The sequence below is a fragment of the Chryseobacterium culicis genome, assembly GCF_002979755.1.
In the GTDB taxonomy this organism is placed as follows: domain Bacteria; phylum Bacteroidota; class Bacteroidia; order Flavobacteriales; family Weeksellaceae; genus Chryseobacterium; species Chryseobacterium culicis_A.
The window spans coordinates 593,412-616,957 of the sequence record NZ_PCPP01000002.1; the positions used below are offsets into that span (position 1 = coordinate 593,412).

Genomic DNA, 23,546 nt, shown 5'->3' on the forward strand with positions numbered 1-23,546 from the left:
TATAAGTAAAATGAAAAACACTAAAATCATCCAGGATTTAGAGAAATTGGGGATTAAAGGAAACTATGAAGTAGTGTATAATCCTTCTTATGAAGAATTATACCAGGCTGAAGTTTCTTCTGAAAATCAGGGATTTGAGAAAGCTGAACTTACGGAATCTGGCGCGGTGTCAGTAAAAACAGGAATTTTCACAGGTCGTTCACCTAAAGACAGATATATTGTTCAGGATGATGTTACAAGAGATACAATTTTCTGGGATGGTAAAGTAAACTTACCTACTACTGCAGAAATTTTCGGTTCTTGTAAAGAACTAGTGCTGAACCAGCTTGCTGAATCTAAAAAGATCTATGTAGTAGATACATTCTGCGGAACGAATGCAGATACGAGACTTAAAGTAAGATTTATCGTTGAAGTAGCATGGCAGGCGCATTTTGTTACTAATATGTTTATCCGCCCTTCTCACTATGAGCTTGAAAACTTTGGAGAGCCTGATTTCACAGTAATCAACGGTTCTAAAACAATAAACCCTAACTGGGAAGCTCAAGGATTGAATTCTGAAAACTTCATCATGTTCAACCTTACTGAAAAACTACAGATCATCGGAGGTACATGGTACGGAGGTGAAATGAAAAAAGGGATGTTCGCCATGATGAACTATTACCTTCCATTAAAAGGGATGGCTTCAATGCACTGTTCTGCTAACGTAGGAGAAAAAGGTGATGTAGCTTTATTCTTTGGTCTTTCAGGTACAGGAAAAACGACTCTGTCTGCAGATCCGAAAAGATATCTTATTGGTGATGACGAGCATGGTTGGGATAACAACGGAGTATTTAACTATGAAGGTGGATGCTACGCTAAAGTGATCGACTTATCTGAAGAAAAAGAACCGGATATCTTTGCTGCTATTAAAAGAGATGCACTTCTTGAAAACGTTGTTGTGAACAATGGAGTAGCAGATTATACAGACGGATCAATCACTGAGAATACAAGAGTTTCTTATCCAATTTATCATATCAACAAAATTGTATTGCCTTCTAAAGCTGGTCATGCTAAGAAGATTGTTTATCTTTCAGCAGATGCATTCGGAGTACTTCCTCCAGTTTCCATCTTGAATGAAGATCAGGCTCAATACCACTTCCTTTGCGGTTATACATCAAAACTAGCTGGAACAGAAAGAGGAATTACAGAACCTCAACCATCTTTCTCACCTGCATTTGGTGAAGCATTCCTTACATTACACCCAACAATGTATTCTAAAACATTGATCGGTAAAATGCAAGAGCACGGAGCTAAAGCATATTTGGTAAATACAGGTTGGAATGGTACAGGAAAGAGAATTTCTCTGAAAGATACAAGAGCAATCATTGATGCAATCATTGACGGATCTATCGATAACGCTCCTAAAACTCAGGTTCCAATCATGAATCTTGAGATTCCTACTGAATTGCCAAACGTTTCTACAGGTATTTTAGATCCTAGAGATACCTATGAAAGCGCTTCAGAATGGGAAGAAAAAGCAAAAGATCTTGCTTCAAGATATATCAAAAACTTTGAGCAGTATTGTGATACTGAAGAAGGTAAGAAATTAGTTGCTTCAGGACCTCAGTTACAGGAACAGACTATTTAATAGTTCTCTATAACATAAAAAAAGCCTCATCATTGATGAGGCTTTTTTATTAATATTTTTGACAGTTTTCAATCAATTCATCCTGCTCATCAAGTTTTAAGACTGTTGATTTGATTGATTCTTCAGTTAAATGTTTTATGATCATAAAATGTTTTGAAGAAAAATAAGATTCTTCGTCCAATATCTTATCTAAATACTTTGGAGTAGTGAAAGTCATCCAGTATTTTACTTTGTTGGAAAATTCAATGGTTACTTCTATAGCATCAGCTTCAACATTTTCTATTTCATCATCTATATGAATGGAAATGATTTCTGATTCTTTATCTGCACTGAAATATAACTTTGAATACCACCTAAGTTTTCCCTCATCATTCCAGATTTTTATATTTTCAACGTTGATTTCTTCGATAATATAAGATTTTCTCTTCGTTAATTGCCCGGAATACGGCCCAATGATTTTACAATAAATCTTATCCTTTATCTTCATCAATTATTTTCTTACTATCCTTAATTATCTGTGAAAATCTGCGCGATCTGTGGGAAAAGTATAAATTACTTCAAACTTAATATAGCCAATCTATATCCATCCATTCCAAAGCCAGATAAAACTGCATCCGTATTAGCTGCCGTTACAGATTTCTGGCGGAATTCTTCTCTTTTGTAGATATTACTGATATGTACTTCTACTTTTGGCTTGCGGATATTCTTTAAACAATCAGCGATAGCATAAGAATAATGGGTAAATGCTCCCGGGTTAATCACCACTGCATCAAAATTATCCTCCTGAAGTCTGTTGATAAGCTCGCCCTCAATATTGGACTGGTAATATTGTATTTCATGAGACTGAAACTCGGATTTTAAATTTTCCAAATAACTTTCCATGGAAATACTTCCATAAATTTCCGGTTCGCGGGTGCCCAAAAGATTGAGATTAGGCCCATTTATAATCAAAACTTTCATACTATAAAATTAAAAAGTTTTTTCAATTAATAATACAAAAATTATGGTGTCCTCAAATATTTGTTCCATTGAATTATTAATAATGATATTTGTCATGTTTGAATAAATGGTAACGGCTACAACTCCTTATTGTAATGAGTTTTATTAAAATTTTATGTTAATTATTAGAAATTTATCATGAAAAATAAATAAGTCTACTTGTTTTGTAGACTAAAAGTTTTTAGCTTTGCAAACATATTTCGATCGGCTTATAAAGAAAGATGGAGGGAACTGACCCCGTGAAGTCTTAACAACCTACCCATTGGGCAAGGTGTTACGTTCAGCCTTTTAAGGAAAAATAAGCATTTGGTTTATCGTATTTATCGATGCCCTTTGCTGACTTTTCTGCAAAGGGCTAAATTTTAATATATGATAAATAAAATTGATTATGATTAGTAAAACTTTATTTAATTCTAAAGCTTGGATACCTCCGGTTGCTGCTTTTTTTCTGGGAATTACCAGTGTAAATGCACAGAATTCCAAACCGAAAAAAGATAGCCTTCATGAAAAAGAAATTGATGAAGTAGTAGTGGTAGCTTACGGAAAAGCGAAAAGAAACAGCTATACCGGTTCCGTAGCTACAATTTCCAGTGATAAAATCAATAACAGACCTGTAACGAATATTACGAAAGCATTAGAAGGACAGGTTGCAGGGATTCAGACTACCAGTGCATCAGGCCAGCCGGGTGCTGTTTCCACGATCCGAATCAGAGGAATTGGTTCAATAAGCGCTTCCAGTGATCCGTTATATGTAGTGGATGGAATTCCTTTTGATGGAAATCTGAACTCTATCAGTCCCAGCGATATCGAATCTATAAGTGTTCTGAAAGATGCTACAGCAAGTGCTTTGTATGGTTCAAGAGGAGCAAATGGGATCATTATCATTACTACAAAATCAGGTAAAAAAGGGGAAGCAAAAGTTAATTTTAATATCAGTCAGGGATTTTCCGGAAGAGCCGTAAAAGACTATGAACAGGTAAATACAGATCAATACTTTCAATTATATTGGGAAGCATTGAGAAATGGATATCAATCCGGGAAAGTTTCTTCTCAGCAAGCTGCGCAGATGGCAACAGACAATCTTGTTTCTTCATTGGGCATTAATCCATATGGGACAGCTTATCCAAAACCGATAGGTACAGATGGAAAACTATTACCTGGTGCATCACCACTTTGGAATGATGACTGGAGAGATATCTTGCAGAGAGTGGCTTCAAGAAATCAGGTGGATCTTGATATCAGCGGAGGAAGTGAGAAAAGTAATTATTTCTTCTCTCTGGGGTATCTGGATGATAAAGGAATGGCAATTGAATCAGGATATAAAAGATATAATACCCGATTGAAAATCAATTCTGAAGTAAAAAAATGGCTGAATGTTGGGGTGAACTTAAGTTATACAAACAGTATTCAGCAGGCACCTACTTCTTCAGATTCCAAGGCCAGTAACATCATCAATGCCGCAAGATTTATTCCTTCATTCTATCCTTATTATGAAAGAAATGCAGATGGAACTTATATTTTGGATGCTGATGGAAACCCGATTTATGATTTTGGAAAATACAGACCCACGAATGCGCTTCAGAATCAAAATGCCGCAGCAACCTTACCATTAGACAAAAACGAAAATAAAGAGGATAACTTTTCAGGGAAAGGATTCATGGAATTTACTTTCTTGCCGGAGCTAAAATTCAAGACGAGTTTCTCTGTGGATTTGGTGAATTATAACGGACATTATTATTCAAATCCATTATTGGGGCAAGGCGCAGAGATTGGAGGATCGGTGACGAAAACCAATACCAGAACGCTTTCTTATACAACCAGTAATATTCTGACGTATGATAAAAAGTTTGGAAAACATCATGTAAATGCATTAGCAGGACACGAATTCTACAAATATGATTATCAGACAATCTCCGGAACAAGAAGTCAGTTCTCACTGCCTTACTATTATGAGCCGGATGCCGCTTCTTTACTGGGAAGTTTCAGCGGAAACAGTAATAAATTGAGTTTATTGAGTTTCCTTGGAAAAGTAGAGTATGATTATAACAATACCTATTTCTTATCTGCATCAGGAAGGGCAGACAGCTCTTCGAGATTTGCAAAAGATAACAGATGGGGAAGATTCTGGTCAGTAGGAGGTTCATGGAAAATTTCAAATGAAGAATTTGTCAAAAGTTTAAATGTTTTCAATCAATTGACATTGCGTGCCAGCTATGGAGGACAAGGAAATGATAAACTGCTTAGACCAAACGGACAGCCGCTTTATTATGCATATCAGGAGTTGTACAGATTTATCAGTCTTGGTGGAGAACCGGGAACAACGCTGGAAAAAACGTCTACCAATAATGTGAAATGGGAAACCAATCTTAATTTAAATGTAGGATTGGAATTCGCAATTCTGAATAACAGAGTTAAAGGAAATATCGAATATTTTAAAAGAAAAAGTCAGGACCTTTTGTTTAATATGCCTGTAGCACCATCATTGGGAATCAGTGATTATCCGGCGAATATCGGAACCATTCAGAATACAGGATTTGAATTTTCATTATTCACAACACCCATTAAGAATGATAATTTCCAGTGGAATGTAGATGTGAATCTGAGTACTTTAAACAATAAGGTAACGAAATTACCCGGAGGTTCTCTTGTGGTAGGAACTAAGCTGTTGACAGTAGGAGGTTCGGTATACGACTTCTTTATTCCGGAATGGGCTGGAGTTGATCCAAGTAATGGAAAGCCTTTGTGGAAAACAGTTGCTACCGATGCCAGCGGAAATTCGGTAGAAGGAACGACTTCAGAGTATTCAAAAGCCACAAAGTTGTTACAAGGTTCAGCCTTACCTAAACTGACAGGAGGAATCAGTACCAGTATCACCTATAAGAATTTTGATTTTTCAGGATTACTGACATTCAAAATCGGAGGAAAAATTTTAGATACCGATTATACTTCCATCATGCATAACGGAAGTGCGGGAGGACGTGCGTGGAGCGCTGAAATGCTAAACAGATGGACTCCGGAAAATCCTTATACAGATGTTCCTGGATTAAGTACAACAACGAATAACTGGACCTCAACCTCTTCAAGATTCCTTTACTCCGGAACGTATGCGAGACTTAAAAATGTAAGCTTAGGATATACACTTCCCGAGGATTATTTTGAGAAAATAGGACTTAAGAAATTCAGAATTTATATCCAGGCAGAAAATCTTCTGACCTTCTATAAACATAAAGGAATGGATCCTGAACAGGCTTTGGACGGAACAACGTATTACAGATATCCGGCAATGAGAACAATCACTTTTGGTCTTCAGGCAACACTTTAACCTTTAAAATTGAAACAATGAAAAAATTAAAATATCTATCATTTGCTGTTATCGGATTTTTGTCACTGACAAGCTGTGAAAATGATCTTGATACCGCACCAACTGATCAGGCTAGCAGTGTAGAAGTTTTCAAAACAGCTGAAAGTGCAGAAACTGTAGTAAACGGTACGTGGGCAAAATTTAATAACGACGGAACAACATATGCCAATATCGGATATTCCACAGTTTTAAGAGCCAGTGATGCAATGGGAAGTGATGTGGCTGTATTGACTAATAAATATGGTTTTGCTTCAACCTATGCATTTACTGAAATGGTAAACAGTACAGCAAGCAGACCTTTATTTATCTGGACGATGTTGTATTCCACCATCAATAATATGAATAATGTGATTACAAGAATTGATGGAACGGAAGGCAGTCAGGAGAAAAAGAATCAGGTGAAAGGTCAGGCAAAAGCATTGCGTGCTTTCTGTTATCTGAATCTGGCAAGTTTTTATCAGTTCAGTTATCTGAAAGATAAGTCGGCTTTGACAGCACCTATTTATACTGAACCATCCACAACAACTACAGTAGGGAAGAAGAGAGCAAGTCTTGAAGAAATTTATACTTTAATTAAAAGTGATCTTACGGATGCAGATAACCTGTTGAAAACTTATACGAGAAATAACAAGGATAAGATCAACCGTGCCGTAGTGAACGGTCTTTTGGCAAGAACTTACCTGAATACCGGGGAATGGAGTAAAGCTTCTGCATCTGCAAAAATTGCAAGAGAAGGTTTTCCGCTGATGGCTCCGGAAAAATATAAAGATGGCTTCAATGATATCAACAATGCAGAATGGATCTGGGGACACGGACAGACGCAGGAACAGTCTGATGCAAGTTATGCCTTCCATTATCTGGATGTATCTTCATCAGGAAGTTATTATTACAGCTTTATGGCGGATCCTTATTTTAAAGATCTTTTCGATGGCAATGATATCAGATCTCAATTATTTTCATGGGACGGACAAAAAGGAAGAGAAGGATTGCTGAGGTATGCTAAGTTTAAATTTAAACCAACCCTTATTGCAGATATTGTTTATATGAGAGCTGCTGAAATGTATCTGATTGAAGCTGAAGCTGAAGCCAGAACTGGAAATGTCTCTCAGGCAGTAGCTGTTCTGAATCAGTTGAAATCTGCCAGAAATGCCAATATTTATAATGGTTCATTATCACAGAATGAGGTTGTAGCAGCAGTTCTGGTTGAAAGAAGAAAAGAATTGTTTGGAGAAGGTTTCTCCCTTTCAGATATTATCAGAACTCAAGGAACGGTGGTAAGAAAACCGTTTGTAGATGCTGATGGCAAACCGATAAAAGTTCAGATTACTACACCAGATGGTACGGTGAAAACAGTAGATGGTAGGGGGCATTCTGTTCTCGATTTTCCGGATAAATCTGCTTTCACACCAAACAGTAATTATTATCTATTCAGTATTCCACAAAGGGAATCTGAAAATAACCCGAATTTATAAGAGGACATACTTATAATTAGATTTGATTTTTTAAGCCACTGCTTTTGCGGTGGTTTTTTTATTAATAATTTTTAAATTCAACCTTGTTTTCTTTTATATGCATATGATTATCATTACCCTCCTTGTGGAATTTGCTTAAGCTTATATCTATACTGTCATATAATTTATTGGTGAGTATTTCCTGTTTGGTTTTCCTCAGATTTTCTCTCTTAATAAAATAAAATATTAAAGTCTTATAAACCTTATTGTTATCATAATCTCCTAAAGGAAAAAATAATGTTTTGTTTGTGTACATCGTAACATATTCGGGCTTTAAATAAGGTGTAATTTCTTTTGTATTGGAACTATCATAGCCATATGAAAATATATCAAAGGGTTTGGAATAGTCCGTATTATCAAAGTGAAATTTGTCTATGATAAAAATATCGGAATTTGTTTCATTGTATATAGTCATTTCTGCGCCTTCCTTAACTTTGGATGTGCAAGAAAAAACGGCAAGGCATATTGCTAATAAAAAAAGTTTCATATTATATTTATTATGGGATGGTATTCCATGATTATATTAAGATTCATAATCTTAATTGGAGTGTTTTTTTGATCTGTAATATACCAAAGAATCAAAAGTCTTCAAGAACTTTTTAAATTTTTCACTTTTTATATGATCAAAATTTTCCTTTTCCCCAATGAAGAAGCGATACTGTACAGATAAGAGCCTTTTGTTGGTTTTGATTTTAATATTATGCGGCATGTAGATGGAATGTACCCTTTCCCCAATTTTTGTAGTATTGTCAATCAGGTAGAGCTGATTCTTCTCAAAACTTTCTTTTAAAATAATCCAATCCTGCTCTGTAAGTTTGAATCGGAGGGTATCTGAAGTGTTCGGTTCTGTATATAATAGAGTATTATAAATATCCGTGCCTTTGAGAGTTGATAAATTCCTGTTTTCTGTTGCAATGGAAATGTCTTTGGCCAATACTTCTTTTTGTTCACAGGATGATATGATGAAGCAAAGGCAAGCTGTGAGAAATAATTTTGTTGTAAACAGACTCATTCAGATTAATAGAGGTATTGGAACTAATAGTTTTGTGAAATACAAAGCTAACAAATAATAATTGGAATGGTATTTTATTAGCTTTGATAAGAATAATAATCTATAAAACAACCAAAGCTTTCACCCATTTTAGAAAAAATCTCTACCTTTGTAACAATGAACCTCTTAAGATGGATACTTGCATTTTATTTCATGGCGTTATCATTGATGCCATGTGAAGACACGTCCCATCCGTTGAATTCAGGAGATAATAAGATCTCATTAAGTATTCACGGCGTTCATTCTACAGAAAAAGGAGATATCTGTTCTCCACTGTGTGCATGCAGCTGCTGTCAGATGACGGTTTCAGCCTTTAAAATGGATCCTTTATTAGAAATTCCTGAGCAGATTCCTGCTTACTTTTCAAAAAAGATTCTATTCCACAAAAACGACTTTGCTTACCAGATCTACGACCCTATCTGGCAGCCTCCTAAAATTTAATTTTTATTGACTTTTAGAAAGTTATACTTTCTAATATTTAACTGTGCTTGAAACTTTGCAATACCATTGCAGAGGTTTTCAGGATATTTTTGCTGCAGTATTTTATGCTGTGTGCATTCATTTTCAATAAAAATTACCTAAAATCGTGTTAGATAAAATCATAAAATTCAGTATTAAAAATAAGGTGATCATTGGGTTGATGACCCTGGTACTGATCATCTGGGGAACGTGGAGTGCCACCAGATTGCCAATAGATGCTGTGCCGGATATCACCAACAATCAGGTGCAGATCATTACCGTATGTCCTACATTGGCGGGACAGGAAGTAGAACAGCTGGTTACGTTTCCCATTGAGCAAAGTATTGCCAATGTTCCCGATATTCAGGAGACAAGAAGTATTTCAAGATTCGGGCTCTCTGTAATTACAGTGGTGTTCAAAGAAAATGTAGATGTGTACTTTGCGAGACAGCTCATTAATGAACAGTTGAAAAACGCAGTGGAAGAAATTCCAAAAGGAGTAGGAACTCCTGAGCTGGCCCCTGTAAGTACTGGTCTTGGAGAAGTATATCAGTATATTCTTCACCCTAAAAAAGGAAGCGAAAAGAAATACAATGCCAAAGAACTCCGAACTATGCAGGACTGGATCGTTCGAAGACAGCTGAACGGAACACCAGGCGTTGCAGAAATCAACAGTTTTGGAGGAGAATTAAAACAATATGAAGTGGCCATTGATCCCAATCGTTTAAAAGCAATGGGAACAAGTATCACTGAAATATTTACTGCGCTTGAAAAAAACAATCAGAATACAGGAGGTGCTTATATTGATAAAAAGCCAAACGCCTATTTCATCCGAGGGATAGGGTTAGTAACCTCCCTTGAAGATATTAAAAACATAGCCGTTAAAAATGAAACAGGAAGCGTTCCGATCTTTATCAAAGATGTCGCTGATGTTCGTTTAGGAAGTGCCGTTCGTTACGGTGCATTAACCTATGACGGAAAAGTAGATGCCGTAGGTGGAGTAGTGATGATGCTAAAAGGAGCGAACAGTAATGAAGTCGTAAACAATATCAAAGCAAAAATTCCTACCATTCAGAAATCTCTTCCCAATGATGTTATCATAGAACCGTTTCTGGACAGAACAGACCTTGTAGACAGAGCCATCAATACGGTACAGAAAAACCTTGTTGAAGGAGCACTGATCGTTATTTTCGTACTTGTAATTTTCCTTGGAAATCTTAGGGCAGGGCTTATCGTGGCTTCTGCTATTCCGCTTTCCTTATTGTTTGCCCTGGGAATGATGAATGTTTTTGGAGTAAGTGCCAACCTGATGAGCCTTGGGGCAATAGATTTCGGATTAATTGTGGATGGTGCGGTAATTATTGTAGAAGCCACCTTGCATCATTTAGGAGTAAGGAAATCTGCCCGTGCATTAACGCAGTCTGAGATGGATGAAGAAGTATTTCTTTCTGCATCAAAGATCAGAAGCAGTGCAGCCTTCGGGGAAATCATTATTCTTATCGTATACATCCCAATTCTTACTTTGGCCGGTGTGGAAGGGAAAATGTTTACTCCAATGGCAAAAACAGTAGGATTTGCCATTTTAGGAGCTTTAATTTTATCCCTGACCTACATTCCAATGATGAGCGCCCTGTTTTTATCTAAGAAAATATCTCACAAAGAAACGTTCTCTGATAAAATGATGAATAGCCTGCAAAAGATTTATCAGCCATTATTACAGAAATCAATAAAAGTGAAATATGCAATTGTTTCAGCAACGGCTGTAGTCTTCCTTATCTCTGCGTTTATTTTTAAAAATATGGGTGGTGAGTTTATTCCTCAGCTACAGGAAGGGGATTATGCATTTCACTGTATTTTACCACAGGGAAGTTCATTGAGCCAGAGTATAGAAACCTCCATGCAGGCATCAAGAATTATCAAACAGTTTGATGAGGTGAAAATGGTAGTCGGGAAAACTGGTTCCGCTGAGGTTCCTACAGACCCGATGCCGCCTGAAGCAACCGATATGATTGTGGTATTGAAACCACAAAGCGAATGGAAAACCAAGAAATCTTATGACGAACTGGCAGATGAGATCAGTGAAAAACTGGAAACGATTCCGGGTGTATTCTTTGAGAAAAACCAGCCTATCCAGATGCGTTTCAATGAATTGATGACGGGGATCAGACAGGATGTTGCTGTAAAGATTTTCGGAGAAAATCTTGATTCATTAGCCGTGTATGCAGATAAGGTGGGAAAAATTATTCAGACAGTAGATGGGGCTACCGCACCTCAGATTGAAAGAGTGAGCGGTCTTCCGCAGATTAATGTTCAATATGACAGAACAAGAATCGCCAATTATGGATTGAATATCGAAGATGTCAACAATGCCGTAAGTACAGCCTTTGCAGGAAAAGCTGCCGGACAGGTTTTTGAAAATGAAAGACGTTTTGATCTCGTAGTCCGTCTGGATAGCCTTCACAGAACCGATATTTCGGATGTAAATAACCTGATGATCACCTCCAGCACCGGAGCACAGATTCCATTGTCACAGGTGGCTAACATAAGTTATAAATTAGGTCCGGCACAGATCAGCCGTGAGCAGGGAAAACGTAGAATAGTTATCGGATTTAATGTAAAAGACCGTGATGTAGAAAGTGTGGTGAAAGATATTCAGGCAAAACTGGATAAGGTGAAACTGCCTTCCGGATATTACTTTACCTATGGTGGACAGTTTGAAAACCTGCAGGAAGCAAGCAAACGTCTGATGATCGCTGTTCCGGTCTCATTGCTTCTTATTTTTATGCTGTTGTATTTTACTTTCCGCTCATTCAAACAGGCTGCATTGATTTTTACCGCGATTCCTATGAGTGCTATCGGTGGAGTATTTGCCCTTTTAATAAGAGATATGCCATTCAGTATCAGTGCAGGAATTGGATTTATTGCCCTTTTTGGAGTGGCAGTACTGAATGGAATTGTTTTGATAGGAACATTCAACCAGTTAGAAAAAGAAGGTGAAACAGATATTCTGAAAAGAGTATTTGAGGGAACAAAAACCAGATTGAGACCTGTATTAATGACCGCTACAGTGGCTTCATTAGGGTTTTTACCGATGGCTATTTCCACAGGAGCCGGAGCAGAAGTACAGAAACCTCTTGCCACAGTAGTGATTGGTGGTCTGGTGACGGCTACCTTCCTTACGCTATTTGTTTTGCCGATGCTGTATATCATTTTTAACACCAAAATTTTGAAAAGAAAAAATAATAATCCGGGAACATTTACAATAGTACTTGTATTAGGATTCATGATGCTGGGACAAACTTTTAAAGCGCAGTCCAGAACGGTTTCTGTAGAACAGGCGGTAGAACAGGCAGTCAATAATAATTTAACCTTACAGTCGAAAGACTTAAGCATTAAGTCTGCAGAAGCATTAAGGGCAACTGCGAAAGAGCTTCCTAAATTAAGCTTTGAAGCTCAGCTGGGACAATACAACAGTCCGAAGTTTGACCAGTCGTTTGCGATTTCACAGAGCATTCCTTTTCCTACCCTTTTTAAAGCAAGAAAAGATGTAATTAATGAGAATATTAAAAGCAAGCAGATTGATAAAGAAATCACAGCGAATGAACTGATAAAACAGGTTCGTACCTATTATTATCAGATTGAATATCTTCAGTATAATAAAGCCCAACTGACCAGTCTGGATAAATATTATGAGGAATTCATCAGAATTGCAACCGTAAGATTCAAAGCGGGTGATATCAAAAAGATTGAAATCAGTACAGCGGAAACCCAGAAAGGAGAAATTGATCTGCTGCTCAGACAAAATGAAGTCTTTCTGAATAACGCCTATAAGAATTTAAAGACTTTGATGAACACTTCAGAAGATCTTGAAGTTCCGTTTAATAAAGATTATGTTCCTTTAAAAGCCGAAAATGTACTCGACAGTGCTGTGGTGGCCAACAATCCGTCTGTAAGAGCTTTTTACCAGGAAATGGAAATTGCTGAGAAAAATAAGAAAGTAGAAAAATCTCTTGGACTCCCTGATTTCAGCTTAGGATATACCAATCAGTCTTTGATAGGCCTTCATACCATCAACGGACAGGAAAATTTTTATAACTCAGGAAAACGTTTTCAGTCGGCAACCGTAGGCGTAGCAATTCCTTTGACCTTTGGAGCAACAAAAGCAAGAATTCAGGCATTGGAATATGACAGACAGGTTGCGGAAACCAATGCCAAAATGCAGAAGAAACAACTTGCTGCTCAATTGGAAAACGCTTTTAGTCAGTACCAGCAGGATATTCAGCAGTATGATTATTATACAAGCCAGGCACTGCCCAATGCAGAGAAAATTGTAAAGGCTGCCCAATTAGGATATAAAACAGGGGAAATTTCTTATGTGGAATATCTTTTTGCCCTGCAAACGGCTACCAATATTCAGTTAAAATATCTGGAATCTATCCAGCAGGTGAATCAATCTGTTGTAATTATCAATTCAATCATTAATAAATAATATGAAAGTGCTGTTAACAAAATTTTCTGCCAGACCAATGAAAATGATGGCATACGGCACCAGACAAAATACATTTTTACTTATGAAACTCAAATATAATATCATTCCTTTTATCCTGATTTCACTATTGCTAACAAGTTGTGGAAAAAAAGAAGCTGCAGAAGAAAAAGCTCCTGAAAAAACAGAACAGAAAGAGGCGGCACATGAAGAAGCTCCACAAACGATAGCTTCACTCACGGAAGATCAGATGAAATCTGTAGGAGTAGCTTTAGGAGCCGTAGAAATGAAAGAGCTTACGTCCACCATTAAAGCAAATGGATTGCTGAGTGTTCCCAACAGTAATAAAGCAACCATTACTTCCCTGTATGGAGGTATCATCAAGACCTTAAATATTCAGGTAGGAAGTATTGTGAAAAAAGGACAGGTGATTGCTACCATTGCCAATCCGGAATACATTCAGCTTCAGGAAGATTATCTGACTACCAACAGCCGGATAACATATGCAGAACAGGAATACAGGAGACAAAGAGAACTCTTTGATAATGATGCAGGAGCCAAGAAAAACCTTCAAAGTGCTGATGCTGAATTGAAAACATTAAGAACAAAAAGAGCTTCCCTGTTAAAACAGCTTCAGATGATGGGAATAAGCCCTGGGAAAGTAAACAATGGAAATATGCGATCAGGTTTGGTTATCACAGCACCTATCAGTGGTACGATCAGCAGTATCACAGCACAGATTGGAAGCTATGTAGATATTTCTTCTCCTGTTGCAACCGTAATTGATAACGGTTCCATTCATCTCGATCTTCAGGTGTTTGAAAAAGATCTTCCTAAAATGAGAGTAGGGCAGATTGTTCATTTTAAACTGACCAATAATCCGGAAACAGAATATGATGCGAGAATTTACAGTATAGGTTCTTCTTTTGAAAATGAAAGCAAAACCATCTCTATGCATTGCGAAGTAATCGGAAATAAATCCGGTCTGATCGATGGAATGAATATCACCGGAATTGTAAGCCTTGATAAAAGTACAACCCCTGCAGTTCCTACCGAAGCCATTGTAGAAGCAGATGGTAAATACTTCGTATTTGTTCAGACTGATAAAAAAGTAGAGGAAGAACATGATGAAAAAGGAAAACCCCATCCGAAAACTTTAAACTTTGAAAAAATAGAAGTGGTAAAAGGAACTTCTGATATGGGATATACGGCAATAACTGCGGTAGGAAATATTCCAGGCAATGCAAAAATTGTAGTGAAAGGATCCTTTTTTGTGAATGCGAAACTGGTGAATTCAGGAGAACACGAGCATTAACACTAAAATTAAAGAAACATGGCTTTAAAAGAAGAACTTGAAAAACAGGGAAATTGGTTATTTAAACACCGAAGTATCCTGCCAATAGGTATTTTATTCATAGGGTTAATTGCTTTTATTGAAACCAATCTGCAGAAAAAAACATTGGACTGTATAATCTATTATGAATTTTTCTATCTGCTGGTGAGTCTTGTAGGTTTAGGAATCAGAATATATACGGTAGGGCATAATCCCAAAAATACCTCAGGCAGAAATACAGCTGATGGTCAGGTTGCAGATACCCTCAATACTACAGGAATATATAGTATCGTAAGAAATCCACTGTATCTGGGGAATTTTTTCATGTGGCTGGGGCCTGCACTCATGACAGAAAATATATGGTTTATTATATCCTTTATTCTTTTCTATTGGATCTATTATGAAAGGATCATATTTGCTGAAGAACAGTTCCTTGAAAGAAAATTTGGAAATAATTATAGAGTCTGGGCAGATAAAGTGCCGGTTTTTATTCCTAAATTAGAGATGTTTACTGGTAATAGTTTATCATTCAGTATAAAAAAGGTAATAAAGAAAGAGAAAAATGGACTTTTCGCGATTTTTTTAATTTTTATGGTTTTTGATTTAATTGGAGAGTGGATTAAAGAGCACAGTCATTATAATATGATTTTTATGATTGGCTGTCTTGTAACCATGCTCATGTATATCGTTCTTAAAATAATTAAAACAAGAACATCTTATCTGGAAAATAACAGGTGAAATCAATCAAAAAATTGAATTATGTTATTAAACAAAAAAATATCAGTCTGGTATTTCATCCGTGAAATAAAAAGCCAAATCCTGTTTATCGGAATATTCGCCGTAGCCATCGGTATTTTGGATATGTTGCCATGGTTTCGTAAAATTTCACTGCCTTTGAATATTCCGGCATTGCTGGGAACGGCAGTATCTTTACTGCTGGCCTTTCGTACTTCCCAGTCCTACGAAAGATGGTGGGAAGCCAGAACTGTTTGGGGAGCTGTAGTAAATGATTCCCGGACTTTTGTAAGGTTAATCATCCAGTTTATGCCGGCGGGAGAAGATAAAACAGTAAAAGATTTTGCCGAAAGACAAATCATCTGGACTTACGCGTTGGGAGAAGCCCTCAGAAAATTGCCATTCTCTGAAAAAGTTCAGCAATATCTCGATCAGCATAAGATAAAAGCAGTTAATATTCCCAATGCTATTCTGGATGAACACTCCAGACAATTAAAAGAAATTGCCGCTTCCAAAGGACTGACCGATTTTCAGCAGATGCAGCTGAATGATATCATTACAAGACTTTGCGACAGTATGGGAAAATGTGAGAGGCTAAAGAATACGGTTTTTCCACGTTCTTATAGTGTTTTAGTTCATATCCTGATCTATGTTTTTGCAGCGATACTTCCATTTGGACTTGATGATTCACAGCTGGCAGTTGAAATTGCGATTACTTTCCTGGTGCCGGTAACATTCATTGCGATTGAAAAAACATCAATCATCATGCAGGATCCCTTTGAAAATGGTCCCGTAGATACACCAATGACTTCTCTGGCGCAGACCATAGAAATCAATATCAGACAAATGATTGGTGAGCAGAATGTTCCCCCTAAAAAAGAAAACACATCCTATTATGAAATGTAATTAAACCATACACAATATGGAAAACACACCAACACAAACCTTTTCTGCAGGAAGCAGACATAAAAAGAACCTCCTGATCGTTATTTGCCTTAGTGGGACCTATCTCATTGCTGAGGTGATAGGAGGAATTGTTACCAACAGCCTTGCGTTACTGGCAGATGCAGCGCATATGCTGACAGATGTGGTAGGATTGTTGCTGGCATTTATAGCCATCAAAATAGGAGAAAGAAAAGCAGATCCTTCCCGAACATACGGATATTACAGGACTGAAATACTCGCAGCAGTTATCAATGCCGTTGTGCTGCTGGGGATTTCGATCTATGTTTTGTTTGAAGCTTACAAGCGGTTTCAAAATCCGCCGGAAGTACAAAGTAAATCAATGCTGATTGTAGCAGGAATCGGATTGATCGTTAATATTGTCGGAATGATGATTCTGAGAAAAGACTCGGAAGGCAGCTTAAATATGAAAGGCGCTTATTTTGAAGTCCTTTCAGATATGCTTACTTCAGTAGGAGTGATGATTGCAGGAGTAATTATGCTGACAACAGGCTGGTACTATGCCGATCCGCTGATCTCAGCCGCAATTGGATTGCTGATCTTCCCAAGAACATGGAGACTGTTGAAAGAAGCCATTAATGTCTTGCTTGAAGGAACTCCTAAAGATGTGGATATTCATGAACTTCGTAAATCTCTGGAACAAACTCCGGGAGTGAAAAATATTCATGATCTGCACGTATGGTCACTGACATCAAGCGTAAATGCCATGAGTGCTCATGTGGTAAAAGAAACGGCATATGCTCAGAATCAATTATTAAAAACATTGACAGACACTACTGTTAATAATTTTAAAATCAGTCATACAACTTTTCAGATAGAAGAGGAAGGCTATGAAGAAAATGAAGTACATCTGTAAAACTTTAAAAGCGTACAATGAAAAAAGATATAGAACACAAACTCATTGATAAGAATACCAAACCCACAAGCATGAGGATTTTGGTGTATGATTTCTTAAGCTCTCAGGAAGCAGCCTTATCTCTTTCTGAAATAGAAAATCATTTTGAAAATGCTGACAGAATCACCATCTACAGAACATTGAAGACCTTTGAAGAAAAAGGAATTGTTCACAGCATTCAGGAAAATACCACCACAAAATACAAGTTATGTGAAGACGACTGTGACGAAAAAACACATAAAGACTGGCACCTTCATTTTTATTGTAAAATATGTAAGCGGACAACCTGCAAAGAAGATATTTCCTTCCCTGAAAACATGCAGACCAACTTCAGGATTGATGAAATAAGATTGTTTGCCAAAGGAATCTGCGAAAATTGTCTCGAAAGTTTGCAATAGCATTGCATCAGTCTCACCTTTACATTTGTATAAAAATATTCAGTTATGGAAAAATGCTGTAGTACAACCCCGGAAAAACCAGATACAAAAGGACACAAACATAATCATGCAGAAGGAGACGGACATGACCATGACGGCCATGATCATTCTCACGATTCCGGAGATCAGACGGTCTTTCAGATGTTTCTTCCGGCCATTATATCCTTTGTAGTCTTATTATTGGGAATTGCCTTTGACAACTATATAAAACCTGCATGGTTTACTGGCTGGGTTCGTTTGGTATGGTTCCTGGCAGCCTATATTCCTGTAGGATTCCCGGTATTGAAAGATGCTTATAAAAGTATCATTAAAGGAGATGTTTTTTCAGAGTTCTTTTTGATGAGCATTGCAACTATTGGAGCTTTTGCCATCGGAGAATACCCGGAAGGAGTAGCGGTAATGCTCTTTTATGCTGTAGGAGAAGTATTTCAGTCTATGGCGGTTACCAGAGCCAAAGGAAATATAAAAGCCTTATTGGATCAGCGTCCTGATGAGGTAACGGTTATGGAAAATAATCAACCTAAAACAATAAAAGCAAAAGAAACTAAAATAGGAGATGTCATTCAGCTGAAACCAGGTGAAAAACTGGCTTTGGATGGTGAGCTGCTTTCTGATTCAGCTTCATTCAATACGGCAGCTTTAACAGGAGAAAGTAAACCCGATACTAAAAATAAAGGTGAAGTTGTTCTTGCAGGGATGATCAATATGAACAGTATTGCTTTAGTAAAAGTAAATACTGCCTATGAAGACAGTAAACTGAGTAAAATTCTGGAGCTGGTTCAAAATGCCACAGCACAAAAAGCTCCTACAGAACTATTCATCAGAAAATTTGCTAAAGTATATACCCCTATCGTAGTATTTCTTGCCATAGGAATCTGTTTACTGCCTTATTTCTTTGTGAGTGACTATCAGTTCAGGGACTGGCTGTACAGAGCATTGATTTTCCTTGTGATTTCTTGTCCTTGTGCCTTGGTGATTTCTATTCCGTTAGGATATTTCGGAGGAATCGGAGCAGCAAGCCGAAACGGGATTTTATTCAAAGGAAGTAATTTCTTAGACAGCATAGCAGAGATTCAGAATGTAGTGATGGATAAAACAGGAACAATGACAGAAGGGGTATTCAAAGTTCAGGAAGTAAGCATGACTTCTGAATTTAACAAAGAGGAAATCCTTCAGATGGTCAATGTTCTCGAAAGTAAAAGTACACACCCTGTTGCAACAGCTATTCACAATTATGTAGGAGAAATTAATCATTCCATTCCTTTAGAAAATGTAGAAGAAATTGCTGGCCACGGACTAAAAGCAACGATTAACGGAAAAGAACTTCTGGTAGGGAACTTTAAACTGATGGATAAATTTAATATCAATTATGATCTTAACCATGCTAATATTGTGTACACGGTCATTGCAGTAGCTTATGACAAAAAGTTTGCAGGATACATAACGATTGCAGACAGCATAAAAGAGGATGCCAAAGAAACAGTAGACAATCTGCATAAAATGAATGTAAAAGCTACAATGCTGAGCGGTGATAAAAGTACCGTTGTGAAGTATGTAGCAGATCAGCTGGGCATAGACAATGCATTCGGAGACCTTTTGCCCGAAGATAAAGTCAATAAGGTTAAAGAAATTAAAGCCAGAAAACAAACCGTAGCTTTCGTAGGAGACGGAGTGAATGATGCCCCTGTTGTTGCTTTAAGTGATGTGGGAATTGCAATGGGAGGATTAGGAAGTGATGCTACCATTGAAACGGCAGATGTAGTCATTCAGGATGACAAACCCAGCAAAATCCCAATGGCAATCAATATCGGAAAGCAAACGAAAAAAATCGTTTGGCAGAATATAATCCTTGCTTTTGCCGTAAAAGCAGTGGTTTTAATCCTGGGTGCCGGAGGACTGGCTACTATGTGGGAAGCTGTTTTCGCCGATGTAGGAGTTGCCTTGCTGGCTATTTTAAATGCGGTAAGAATTCAAAGAATGAAATTTTAATAAGCAAATAATAAACACAACTCAATTATATTCAATAAAAGCTCTGCTGATTTCAGTAGAGCTTTTGTTTTAAATTATACTCCATGGCATTCATTCCATTGAAATCCATATTATACTATAGAAACTCCTACAGAGAATGACGAATAGAATGCCTTTACTTTCATATAAATGATGACTGACAATTACAACGGGCATAAAGATGTTATACACACACACTTTGTCATTCCGTAGGAATCTCTACAAAACATTAGAGAGATAAATCAAACCAGCATTGCAATTTTATCGGAAATAAAATCCTTGCGCCTTAAAAAAACAGTAAGCATTTTAAAAAAACTTGCGTCTTTGCGTTTCCAACTTTACACCATACCAAAACATAATTCAAAAAAGGTAATAGATTTTTTGTTGGATAAACGCAAAGGCGCAAAGAAGATAAAAATTGTGTTGTTTTTAAGGACGCAAGAAAATCAAAGATTTTAAGCAAGTTTACTTCTTGATTGAAAATCTTATTCAAAAACATTAAGTATTCGGAAACATTTTTAGCACCTTTTGATTCCTAACAAAACATAAAAAAGCTCTGCCAAAAACATCAGCGGAGCTTTTATCAACAAGATTAAATTGTATATAAAGAACTAAATTTTTTGTTTAGATCTCAAATTTAAATCAAAGTTCGGGATAAAATTATACTGGCGACAGGCACAGTTTTATAATTTTTGTGGGTAACAGTAGATAACCATCAATGACATTCATCATAAATTATACATAAAACAGTTTTGAAGTAGTATATTTGTGACAGAGAAAAAATCGTTGAGGTTATTTATTTCCATATTCGTCATTTTTACCATTGCATTACGTCCCGTTTTGCCATTGGTAAACTATGCGGTGAACTATGATTATATTGTGAAAAACCTTTGTGAGAACAGAAGTGTACCACAATCAACATGTAAGGGAAAATGCTATGTGGAAAAAGAACTGGCAAAAACAGAAAAACAGTCCAATAGCTCTCAAACCATAAAGATTGCAGGATTAGATGCCTTTATCTCTCATGATATCCTTTCCTTCTCTTCACTACTCAACTCGGAATTGATTACTGGGATTCCTGATTCAAGTTACTTTAATTCTCATTCTTCAGAATATTTTTCCAGGATTTTCCATCCTCCATTAGCTTAATTCTATTTTAAACTATATTTTTAGTTTATGAATTGGAGGTACTGAAACTTTCAATTAAAAGCCATTACTACACCTTGCATCATTAAATTTGGGGTTTAATTTCCCACAATTTATAACGCTGTGCTTTGTGTTCTAAGTTAATTTATCATTATTAATTTCAATTTAACATTAAAATGAAATCTCCTCTTATTTTGACGGCAATGCTGTCAATATCATTATTGTCGTGTGCCAAGGAAACGCCTCAGGTAAAGCATGCAAGCCACATGGATTCTTCCGGAAAGAAAATAGAAAATGTACAGATCGTAAATGAAGTAGACCCGATTTGCCACATGGAAACGGCCGGATCTCTGAAAGATACAGCGGTATATAAAAATAAAACGTACGGTTTTTGTAGTGTTTACTGCAAAGATGAATTCAAAAAAAGCCCTGAGAAATATGCCCAAAAATAATAAGACCAATAATAAAAGTAAAGTAATCATGCCCATTGTGGTTTTTGCATTGCTTTTCGTAGGAATCGGTGTCGGAATGGGGTATTTTAAAAAGAGCCTTTATACCGTAATGAAAGTTCCGGATTTTGAACTGACAGATCAGAACAGTAAAAAAATCACCAATAAAGATATGTTGGGAAAGGTCTATCTCGTAGAATTTTTCTTCAGTAAATGTCCTACAATATGTCCGGTGATGAATACCAATATGAAGGCTATTCAGAATCAGATCGATGATCCGAATTTCGGTATTATCTCCATCAGCATTGATCCGGAAAATGATACTCCTGCAGCACTGAAAGAACATGCTCAAAGAATAGGAGCGAAGTCTCCAAACTGGCATTTTCTGACCGGAGACCGTAGCTATATTGGTGATCTCGCGGATAAATTTAATATCTATGTGGGGGACAAAGAAGATGAAGGAGAAAGCCTGAACCACAGCGGAATGATCGCTCTGGTAGATCAGGATGGAAATATCCGATGCAGATATAACAAAGAAAATATGCCTATTCTGTATTATTCAGGATTGAATTATGGAGATCCGGAAGGTAAAACACCTATGCTGACCGGAAAATACCATCCGGACAGAGAAATTCTGATTGAGGATATTAAGAAATTATTGAAATAAGGAAAGCTGGGAGAGTGAAGCTGGAAGCTGGATGTACTTCCGGACGATAAAGATGTAGCGGTTTTTAGATAGCTATAGAAGCAAATAGAAGTTGAAGAATTTATGTTATGACATTAATTACTTCCAGCCTCCAACCCCCATCTTCCAGCCTAAAAAGAAAACATTGTTCAACCATAAACAAAAACATTATGAAGATTTTGAAAATAGCTGCTGTAACTGCAGTTTTCGCGGCTCAGTTTACGCTGGCTCAGTTTAAGCAGACTCCTTTACCATACGCTTATAATGCTTTGGAAGGGAATATTGATGCCCAAACGATGGAAATTCATTATTCAAAACATGCGGCAGCGTATGTCGCTAACCTGAATAAAGCAATTACAGGAACTCCACAGGAAAAAGAAACGTTGTTTCAGATTCTTTCCAATGTTTCAAAATTGCCCGCTGCAGTAAGAAATAATGCAGGAGGACATTACAATCACGAACTGTTCTGGACGGTTCTTACTCCTCAGAAGAATACGCAACCTTCTGCAAAATTGGTAAAAGCCATCACTGAAACTTTCGGAAGTATGGATGCTTTTAAAGAAAAAATGGCTAAAGCAGGAGCAGACCGTTTTGGATCAGGATGGGCATGGCTTTCCGTAGATAAAAATGGAAAATTGTTTGTTTCTTCAACGCCTAACCAGGATAATCCTTTGATGGATGTGGTGGAAGAGAAGGGAACTCCTATCTTCGGAATTGATGTCTGGGAACATGCATATTATTTGAAATATCAGAATAAAAGAGCAGACTATCTTACCGCGATCTGGAATGTTACCAACTGGAAAGAAATCAGCAGAAGATATGACGAAGCTTTAAGCAAGAAATAATCTGATGAAATTATTTTACAGCATACTTTTTACTTTTTACATGGTGCTAAGACCTTTAGTACCCGTGGTAGAGTATGCTGTAAATTATGATTATATCGTTAAAGTTCTCTGTATTAATAAATCCAGGCCAGAGGTTCACTGTAACGGAAAGTGTTACCTGAGTAAAGAATTGGCTAAAACCAATGATTCAGAATCTTCACCTTTTCAGAAGCTCAAAAACTCAGGACAGAAAATCCTTGATACCTATATCCTGCCTGAAACTGCAGAGATTATTACTACTGAAAAACAATCGTTTTTCAATTTCAACTTCACTTATGAAACGGCCTATTCTTTTCTGTTTCTTACCCATATTTTCAAACCACCGGTTTTTTAAGTTCAACGATCACTATTCAACCACAAAAGTCACAAAAGCATAGATAAATAAAAAAGCTTACGTGTTCTTATTGTGCATAAAACTTACCACTTGATATACCTTAAGTGTAAGAACTTTGGTGTCTTTTGTGGTAAAAAAAAAGAATGTTTTCACATTCAACAATTATCCTTCAACTTAAAAAATC

20 protein-coding genes and 1 riboswitch are annotated in these 23,546 nt (G+C 36.9%); of the genes, 16 read left to right on the forward strand and 4 right to left on the reverse strand.

Annotated elements, in window-relative coordinates; genetic code table 11:
• The first annotated feature begins 10 nt into the window (after positions 1-10).
• Positions 11-1,627, forward strand: coding sequence for a phosphoenolpyruvate carboxykinase (ATP) (pckA, locus tag CQ022_RS15730; RefSeq protein WP_079240179.1), 1,617 nt, complete (start codon positions 11-13; stop codon positions 1,625-1,627).
• Positions 1,628-1,676: 49 nt separating this feature from the next.
• On the opposite strand, the gene CQ022_RS15735 is transcribed toward pckA, so the two are convergent.
• Together CQ022_RS15735 and CQ022_RS15740 are read right to left on the reverse strand one after the other, a co-directional pair.
• The gene (locus CQ022_RS15735; protein WP_105683274.1) at positions 1,677-2,114 is read right to left on the reverse strand and encodes a hypothetical protein; all 438 of its coding nucleotides are present in this window, start codon (positions 2,112-2,114) and stop codon (positions 1,677-1,679) included.
• Between the two features lie 65 nt (positions 2,115-2,179).
• The gene (locus CQ022_RS15740) at positions 2,180-2,587 is read right to left on the reverse strand and encodes a type II 3-dehydroquinate dehydratase (protein WP_105683275.1); all 408 of its coding nucleotides are present in this window, start codon (positions 2,585-2,587) and stop codon (positions 2,180-2,182) included.
• A gap of 245 nt (positions 2,588-2,832) precedes the next feature.
• Positions 2,833-2,931: riboswitch (SAM riboswitch) on the forward strand.
• 83 nt (positions 2,932-3,014) lie between these two features.
• Between CQ022_RS15740 and CQ022_RS15745 the strand changes: the two genes are divergently transcribed.
• Together CQ022_RS15745 and CQ022_RS15750 are read left to right on the forward strand one after the other, a co-directional pair.
• A complete protein-coding gene (locus CQ022_RS15745; RefSeq protein ID WP_105683276.1) occupies positions 3,015-5,948 on the forward strand; it encodes a SusC/RagA family TonB-linked outer membrane protein in 2,934 nt (977 codons plus the stop codon).
• A gap of 17 nt (positions 5,949-5,965) precedes the next feature.
• Positions 5,966-7,459, forward strand: a complete 1,494-nt coding sequence (locus tag CQ022_RS15750; RefSeq protein ID WP_105683277.1) for a RagB/SusD family nutrient uptake outer membrane protein — start codon at positions 5,966-5,968, stop codon at positions 7,457-7,459.
• Positions 7,460-7,520: 61 nt separating this feature from the next.
• Here the strand turns inward: CQ022_RS15750 and CQ022_RS15755 are convergent, their stop codons facing one another.
• Together CQ022_RS15755 and CQ022_RS15760 are read right to left on the reverse strand one after the other, a co-directional pair.
• Positions 7,521-7,985: a hypothetical protein gene (locus CQ022_RS15755; protein ID WP_123864448.1), complete on the reverse strand. Its 465-nt coding sequence runs from the start codon at positions 7,983-7,985 to the stop codon at positions 7,521-7,523.
• A 51-nt stretch (positions 7,986-8,036) separates the two neighbouring features.
• Positions 8,037-8,510 (reverse strand): hypothetical protein, encoded by a 474-nt coding sequence (locus tag CQ022_RS15760; protein ID WP_123864449.1) that lies wholly within the window; start codon positions 8,508-8,510, stop codon positions 8,037-8,039.
• Positions 8,511-8,666: 156 nt separating this feature from the next.
• Between CQ022_RS15760 and CQ022_RS15765 the strand changes: the two genes are divergently transcribed.
• From CQ022_RS15765 to CQ022_RS15825, 13 genes are all read left to right on the forward strand, one after another.
• Entirely contained in the window at positions 8,667-8,990 is a 324-nt protein-coding gene (locus CQ022_RS15765) for a DUF6660 family protein (protein ID WP_079240189.1), read from the forward strand.
• Between the two features lie 145 nt (positions 8,991-9,135).
• Positions 9,136-13,497 carry a CusA/CzcA family heavy metal efflux RND transporter gene (locus CQ022_RS15770; RefSeq protein ID WP_105683280.1) on the forward strand — a complete coding sequence of 1,454 codons (4,362 nt, stop codon included), beginning with the start codon at positions 9,136-9,138 and terminating at the stop codon, positions 13,495-13,497.
• 82 nt (positions 13,498-13,579) lie between these two features.
• Complete coding sequence (locus tag CQ022_RS15775; protein ID WP_105683417.1) at positions 13,580-14,809, forward strand: efflux RND transporter periplasmic adaptor subunit; 1,230 nt, start codon at positions 13,580-13,582, stop codon at positions 14,807-14,809.
• 18 nt (positions 14,810-14,827) lie between these two features.
• Positions 14,828-15,565: a methyltransferase family protein gene (locus tag CQ022_RS15780; RefSeq protein WP_105683281.1), complete on the forward strand. Its 738-nt coding sequence runs from the start codon at positions 14,828-14,830 to the stop codon at positions 15,563-15,565.
• Positions 15,566-15,586: 21 nt separating this feature from the next.
• A complete protein-coding gene (locus CQ022_RS15785) occupies positions 15,587-16,468 on the forward strand; it encodes a bestrophin family protein (protein WP_105683282.1) in 882 nt (293 codons plus the stop codon).
• A gap of 16 nt (positions 16,469-16,484) precedes the next feature.
• Complete coding sequence (locus CQ022_RS15790) at positions 16,485-17,381, forward strand: cation diffusion facilitator family transporter (protein WP_105683283.1); 897 nt, start codon at positions 16,485-16,487, stop codon at positions 17,379-17,381.
• Between the two features lie 17 nt (positions 17,382-17,398).
• Entirely contained in the window at positions 17,399-17,818 is a 420-nt protein-coding gene (locus CQ022_RS15795; protein WP_105683284.1) for a Fur family transcriptional regulator, read from the forward strand.
• A 378-nt stretch (positions 17,819-18,196) separates the two neighbouring features.
• On the forward strand, positions 18,197-19,846 hold the full coding sequence (locus tag CQ022_RS15800) for a heavy metal translocating P-type ATPase (RefSeq protein ID WP_410492713.1): 1,650 nt from the start codon (positions 18,197-18,199) through the stop codon (positions 19,844-19,846).
• 786 nt (positions 19,847-20,632) lie between these two features.
• On the forward strand, positions 20,633-21,013 hold the full coding sequence (locus tag CQ022_RS15805; RefSeq protein WP_228421744.1) for a hypothetical protein: 381 nt from the start codon (positions 20,633-20,635) through the stop codon (positions 21,011-21,013).
• A 173-nt stretch (positions 21,014-21,186) separates the two neighbouring features.
• Positions 21,187-21,462 (forward strand): YHS domain-containing protein, encoded by a 276-nt coding sequence (locus tag CQ022_RS15810; RefSeq protein ID WP_185126816.1) that lies wholly within the window; start codon positions 21,187-21,189, stop codon positions 21,460-21,462.
• Positions 21,449-22,126: an SCO family protein gene (locus tag CQ022_RS15815; protein WP_105683418.1), complete on the forward strand. Its 678-nt coding sequence runs from the start codon at positions 21,449-21,451 to the stop codon at positions 22,124-22,126. The genes CQ022_RS15810 and CQ022_RS15815 overlap by 14 nt, the downstream gene beginning before the upstream one ends.
• A 188-nt stretch (positions 22,127-22,314) precedes the next feature.
• Positions 22,315-22,989 (forward strand): superoxide dismutase, encoded by a 675-nt coding sequence (locus CQ022_RS15820; protein ID WP_105683287.1) that lies wholly within the window; start codon positions 22,315-22,317, stop codon positions 22,987-22,989.
• A gap of 4 nt (positions 22,990-22,993) precedes the next feature.
• On the forward strand, positions 22,994-23,362 hold the full coding sequence (locus CQ022_RS15825; RefSeq protein ID WP_228421746.1) for a hypothetical protein: 369 nt from the start codon (positions 22,994-22,996) through the stop codon (positions 23,360-23,362).
• Positions 23,363-23,546 lie beyond the last annotated feature (184 nt).

Excerpts from the sequence above, each read along its gene's own strand:
- CQ022_RS15750 (WP_105683277.1), top strand. The coding sequence starts at position 5,966 with ATGAAAAAATTAAAATATCTATCATTTGCTGTTATCGGATTTTTGTCA.
- CQ022_RS15745 (WP_105683276.1), top strand. The coding sequence starts at position 3,015 with ATGATTAGTAAAACTTTATTTAATTCTAAAGCTTGGATACCTCCGGTT.
- CQ022_RS15760 (WP_123864449.1), bottom strand. The coding sequence starts at position 8,510 with ATGAGTCTGTTTACAACAAAATTATTTCTCACAGCTTGCCTTTGCTTC.
- CQ022_RS15755 (WP_123864448.1), bottom strand. The coding sequence starts at position 7,985 with ATGAAACTTTTTTTATTAGCAATATGCCTTGCCGTTTTTTCTTGCACA.
- CQ022_RS15815 (WP_105683418.1), top strand. The coding sequence starts at position 21,449 with ATGCCCAAAAATAATAAGACCAATAATAAAAGTAAAGTAATCATGCCC.
- pckA (WP_079240179.1), top strand. The coding sequence starts at position 11 with ATGAAAAACACTAAAATCATCCAGGATTTAGAGAAATTGGGGATTAAA.
- CQ022_RS15740 (WP_105683275.1), bottom strand. The coding sequence starts at position 2,587 with ATGAAAGTTTTGATTATAAATGGGCCTAATCTCAATCTTTTGGGCACC.
- CQ022_RS15825 (WP_228421746.1), top strand. The coding sequence starts at position 22,994 with ATGAAATTATTTTACAGCATACTTTTTACTTTTTACATGGTGCTAAGA.
- CQ022_RS15780 (WP_105683281.1), top strand. The coding sequence starts at position 14,828 with ATGGCTTTAAAAGAAGAACTTGAAAAACAGGGAAATTGGTTATTTAAA.
- CQ022_RS15810 (WP_185126816.1), top strand. The coding sequence starts at position 21,187 with ATGAAATCTCCTCTTATTTTGACGGCAATGCTGTCAATATCATTATTG.
- CQ022_RS15800 (WP_410492713.1), top strand. The coding sequence starts at position 18,197 with ATGAGCATTGCAACTATTGGAGCTTTTGCCATCGGAGAATACCCGGAA.
- CQ022_RS15795 (WP_105683284.1), top strand. The coding sequence starts at position 17,399 with ATGAAAAAAGATATAGAACACAAACTCATTGATAAGAATACCAAACCC.
- CQ022_RS15775 (WP_105683417.1), top strand. The coding sequence starts at position 13,580 with ATGAAACTCAAATATAATATCATTCCTTTTATCCTGATTTCACTATTG.
- CQ022_RS15735 (WP_105683274.1), bottom strand. The coding sequence starts at position 2,114 with ATGAAGATAAAGGATAAGATTTATTGTAAAATCATTGGGCCGTATTCC.
- CQ022_RS15785 (WP_105683282.1), top strand. The coding sequence starts at position 15,587 with ATGTTATTAAACAAAAAAATATCAGTCTGGTATTTCATCCGTGAAATA.
- CQ022_RS15820 (WP_105683287.1), top strand. The coding sequence starts at position 22,315 with ATGAAGATTTTGAAAATAGCTGCTGTAACTGCAGTTTTCGCGGCTCAG.
- CQ022_RS15765 (WP_079240189.1), top strand. The coding sequence starts at position 8,667 with ATGAACCTCTTAAGATGGATACTTGCATTTTATTTCATGGCGTTATCA.
- CQ022_RS15790 (WP_105683283.1), top strand. The coding sequence starts at position 16,485 with ATGGAAAACACACCAACACAAACCTTTTCTGCAGGAAGCAGACATAAA.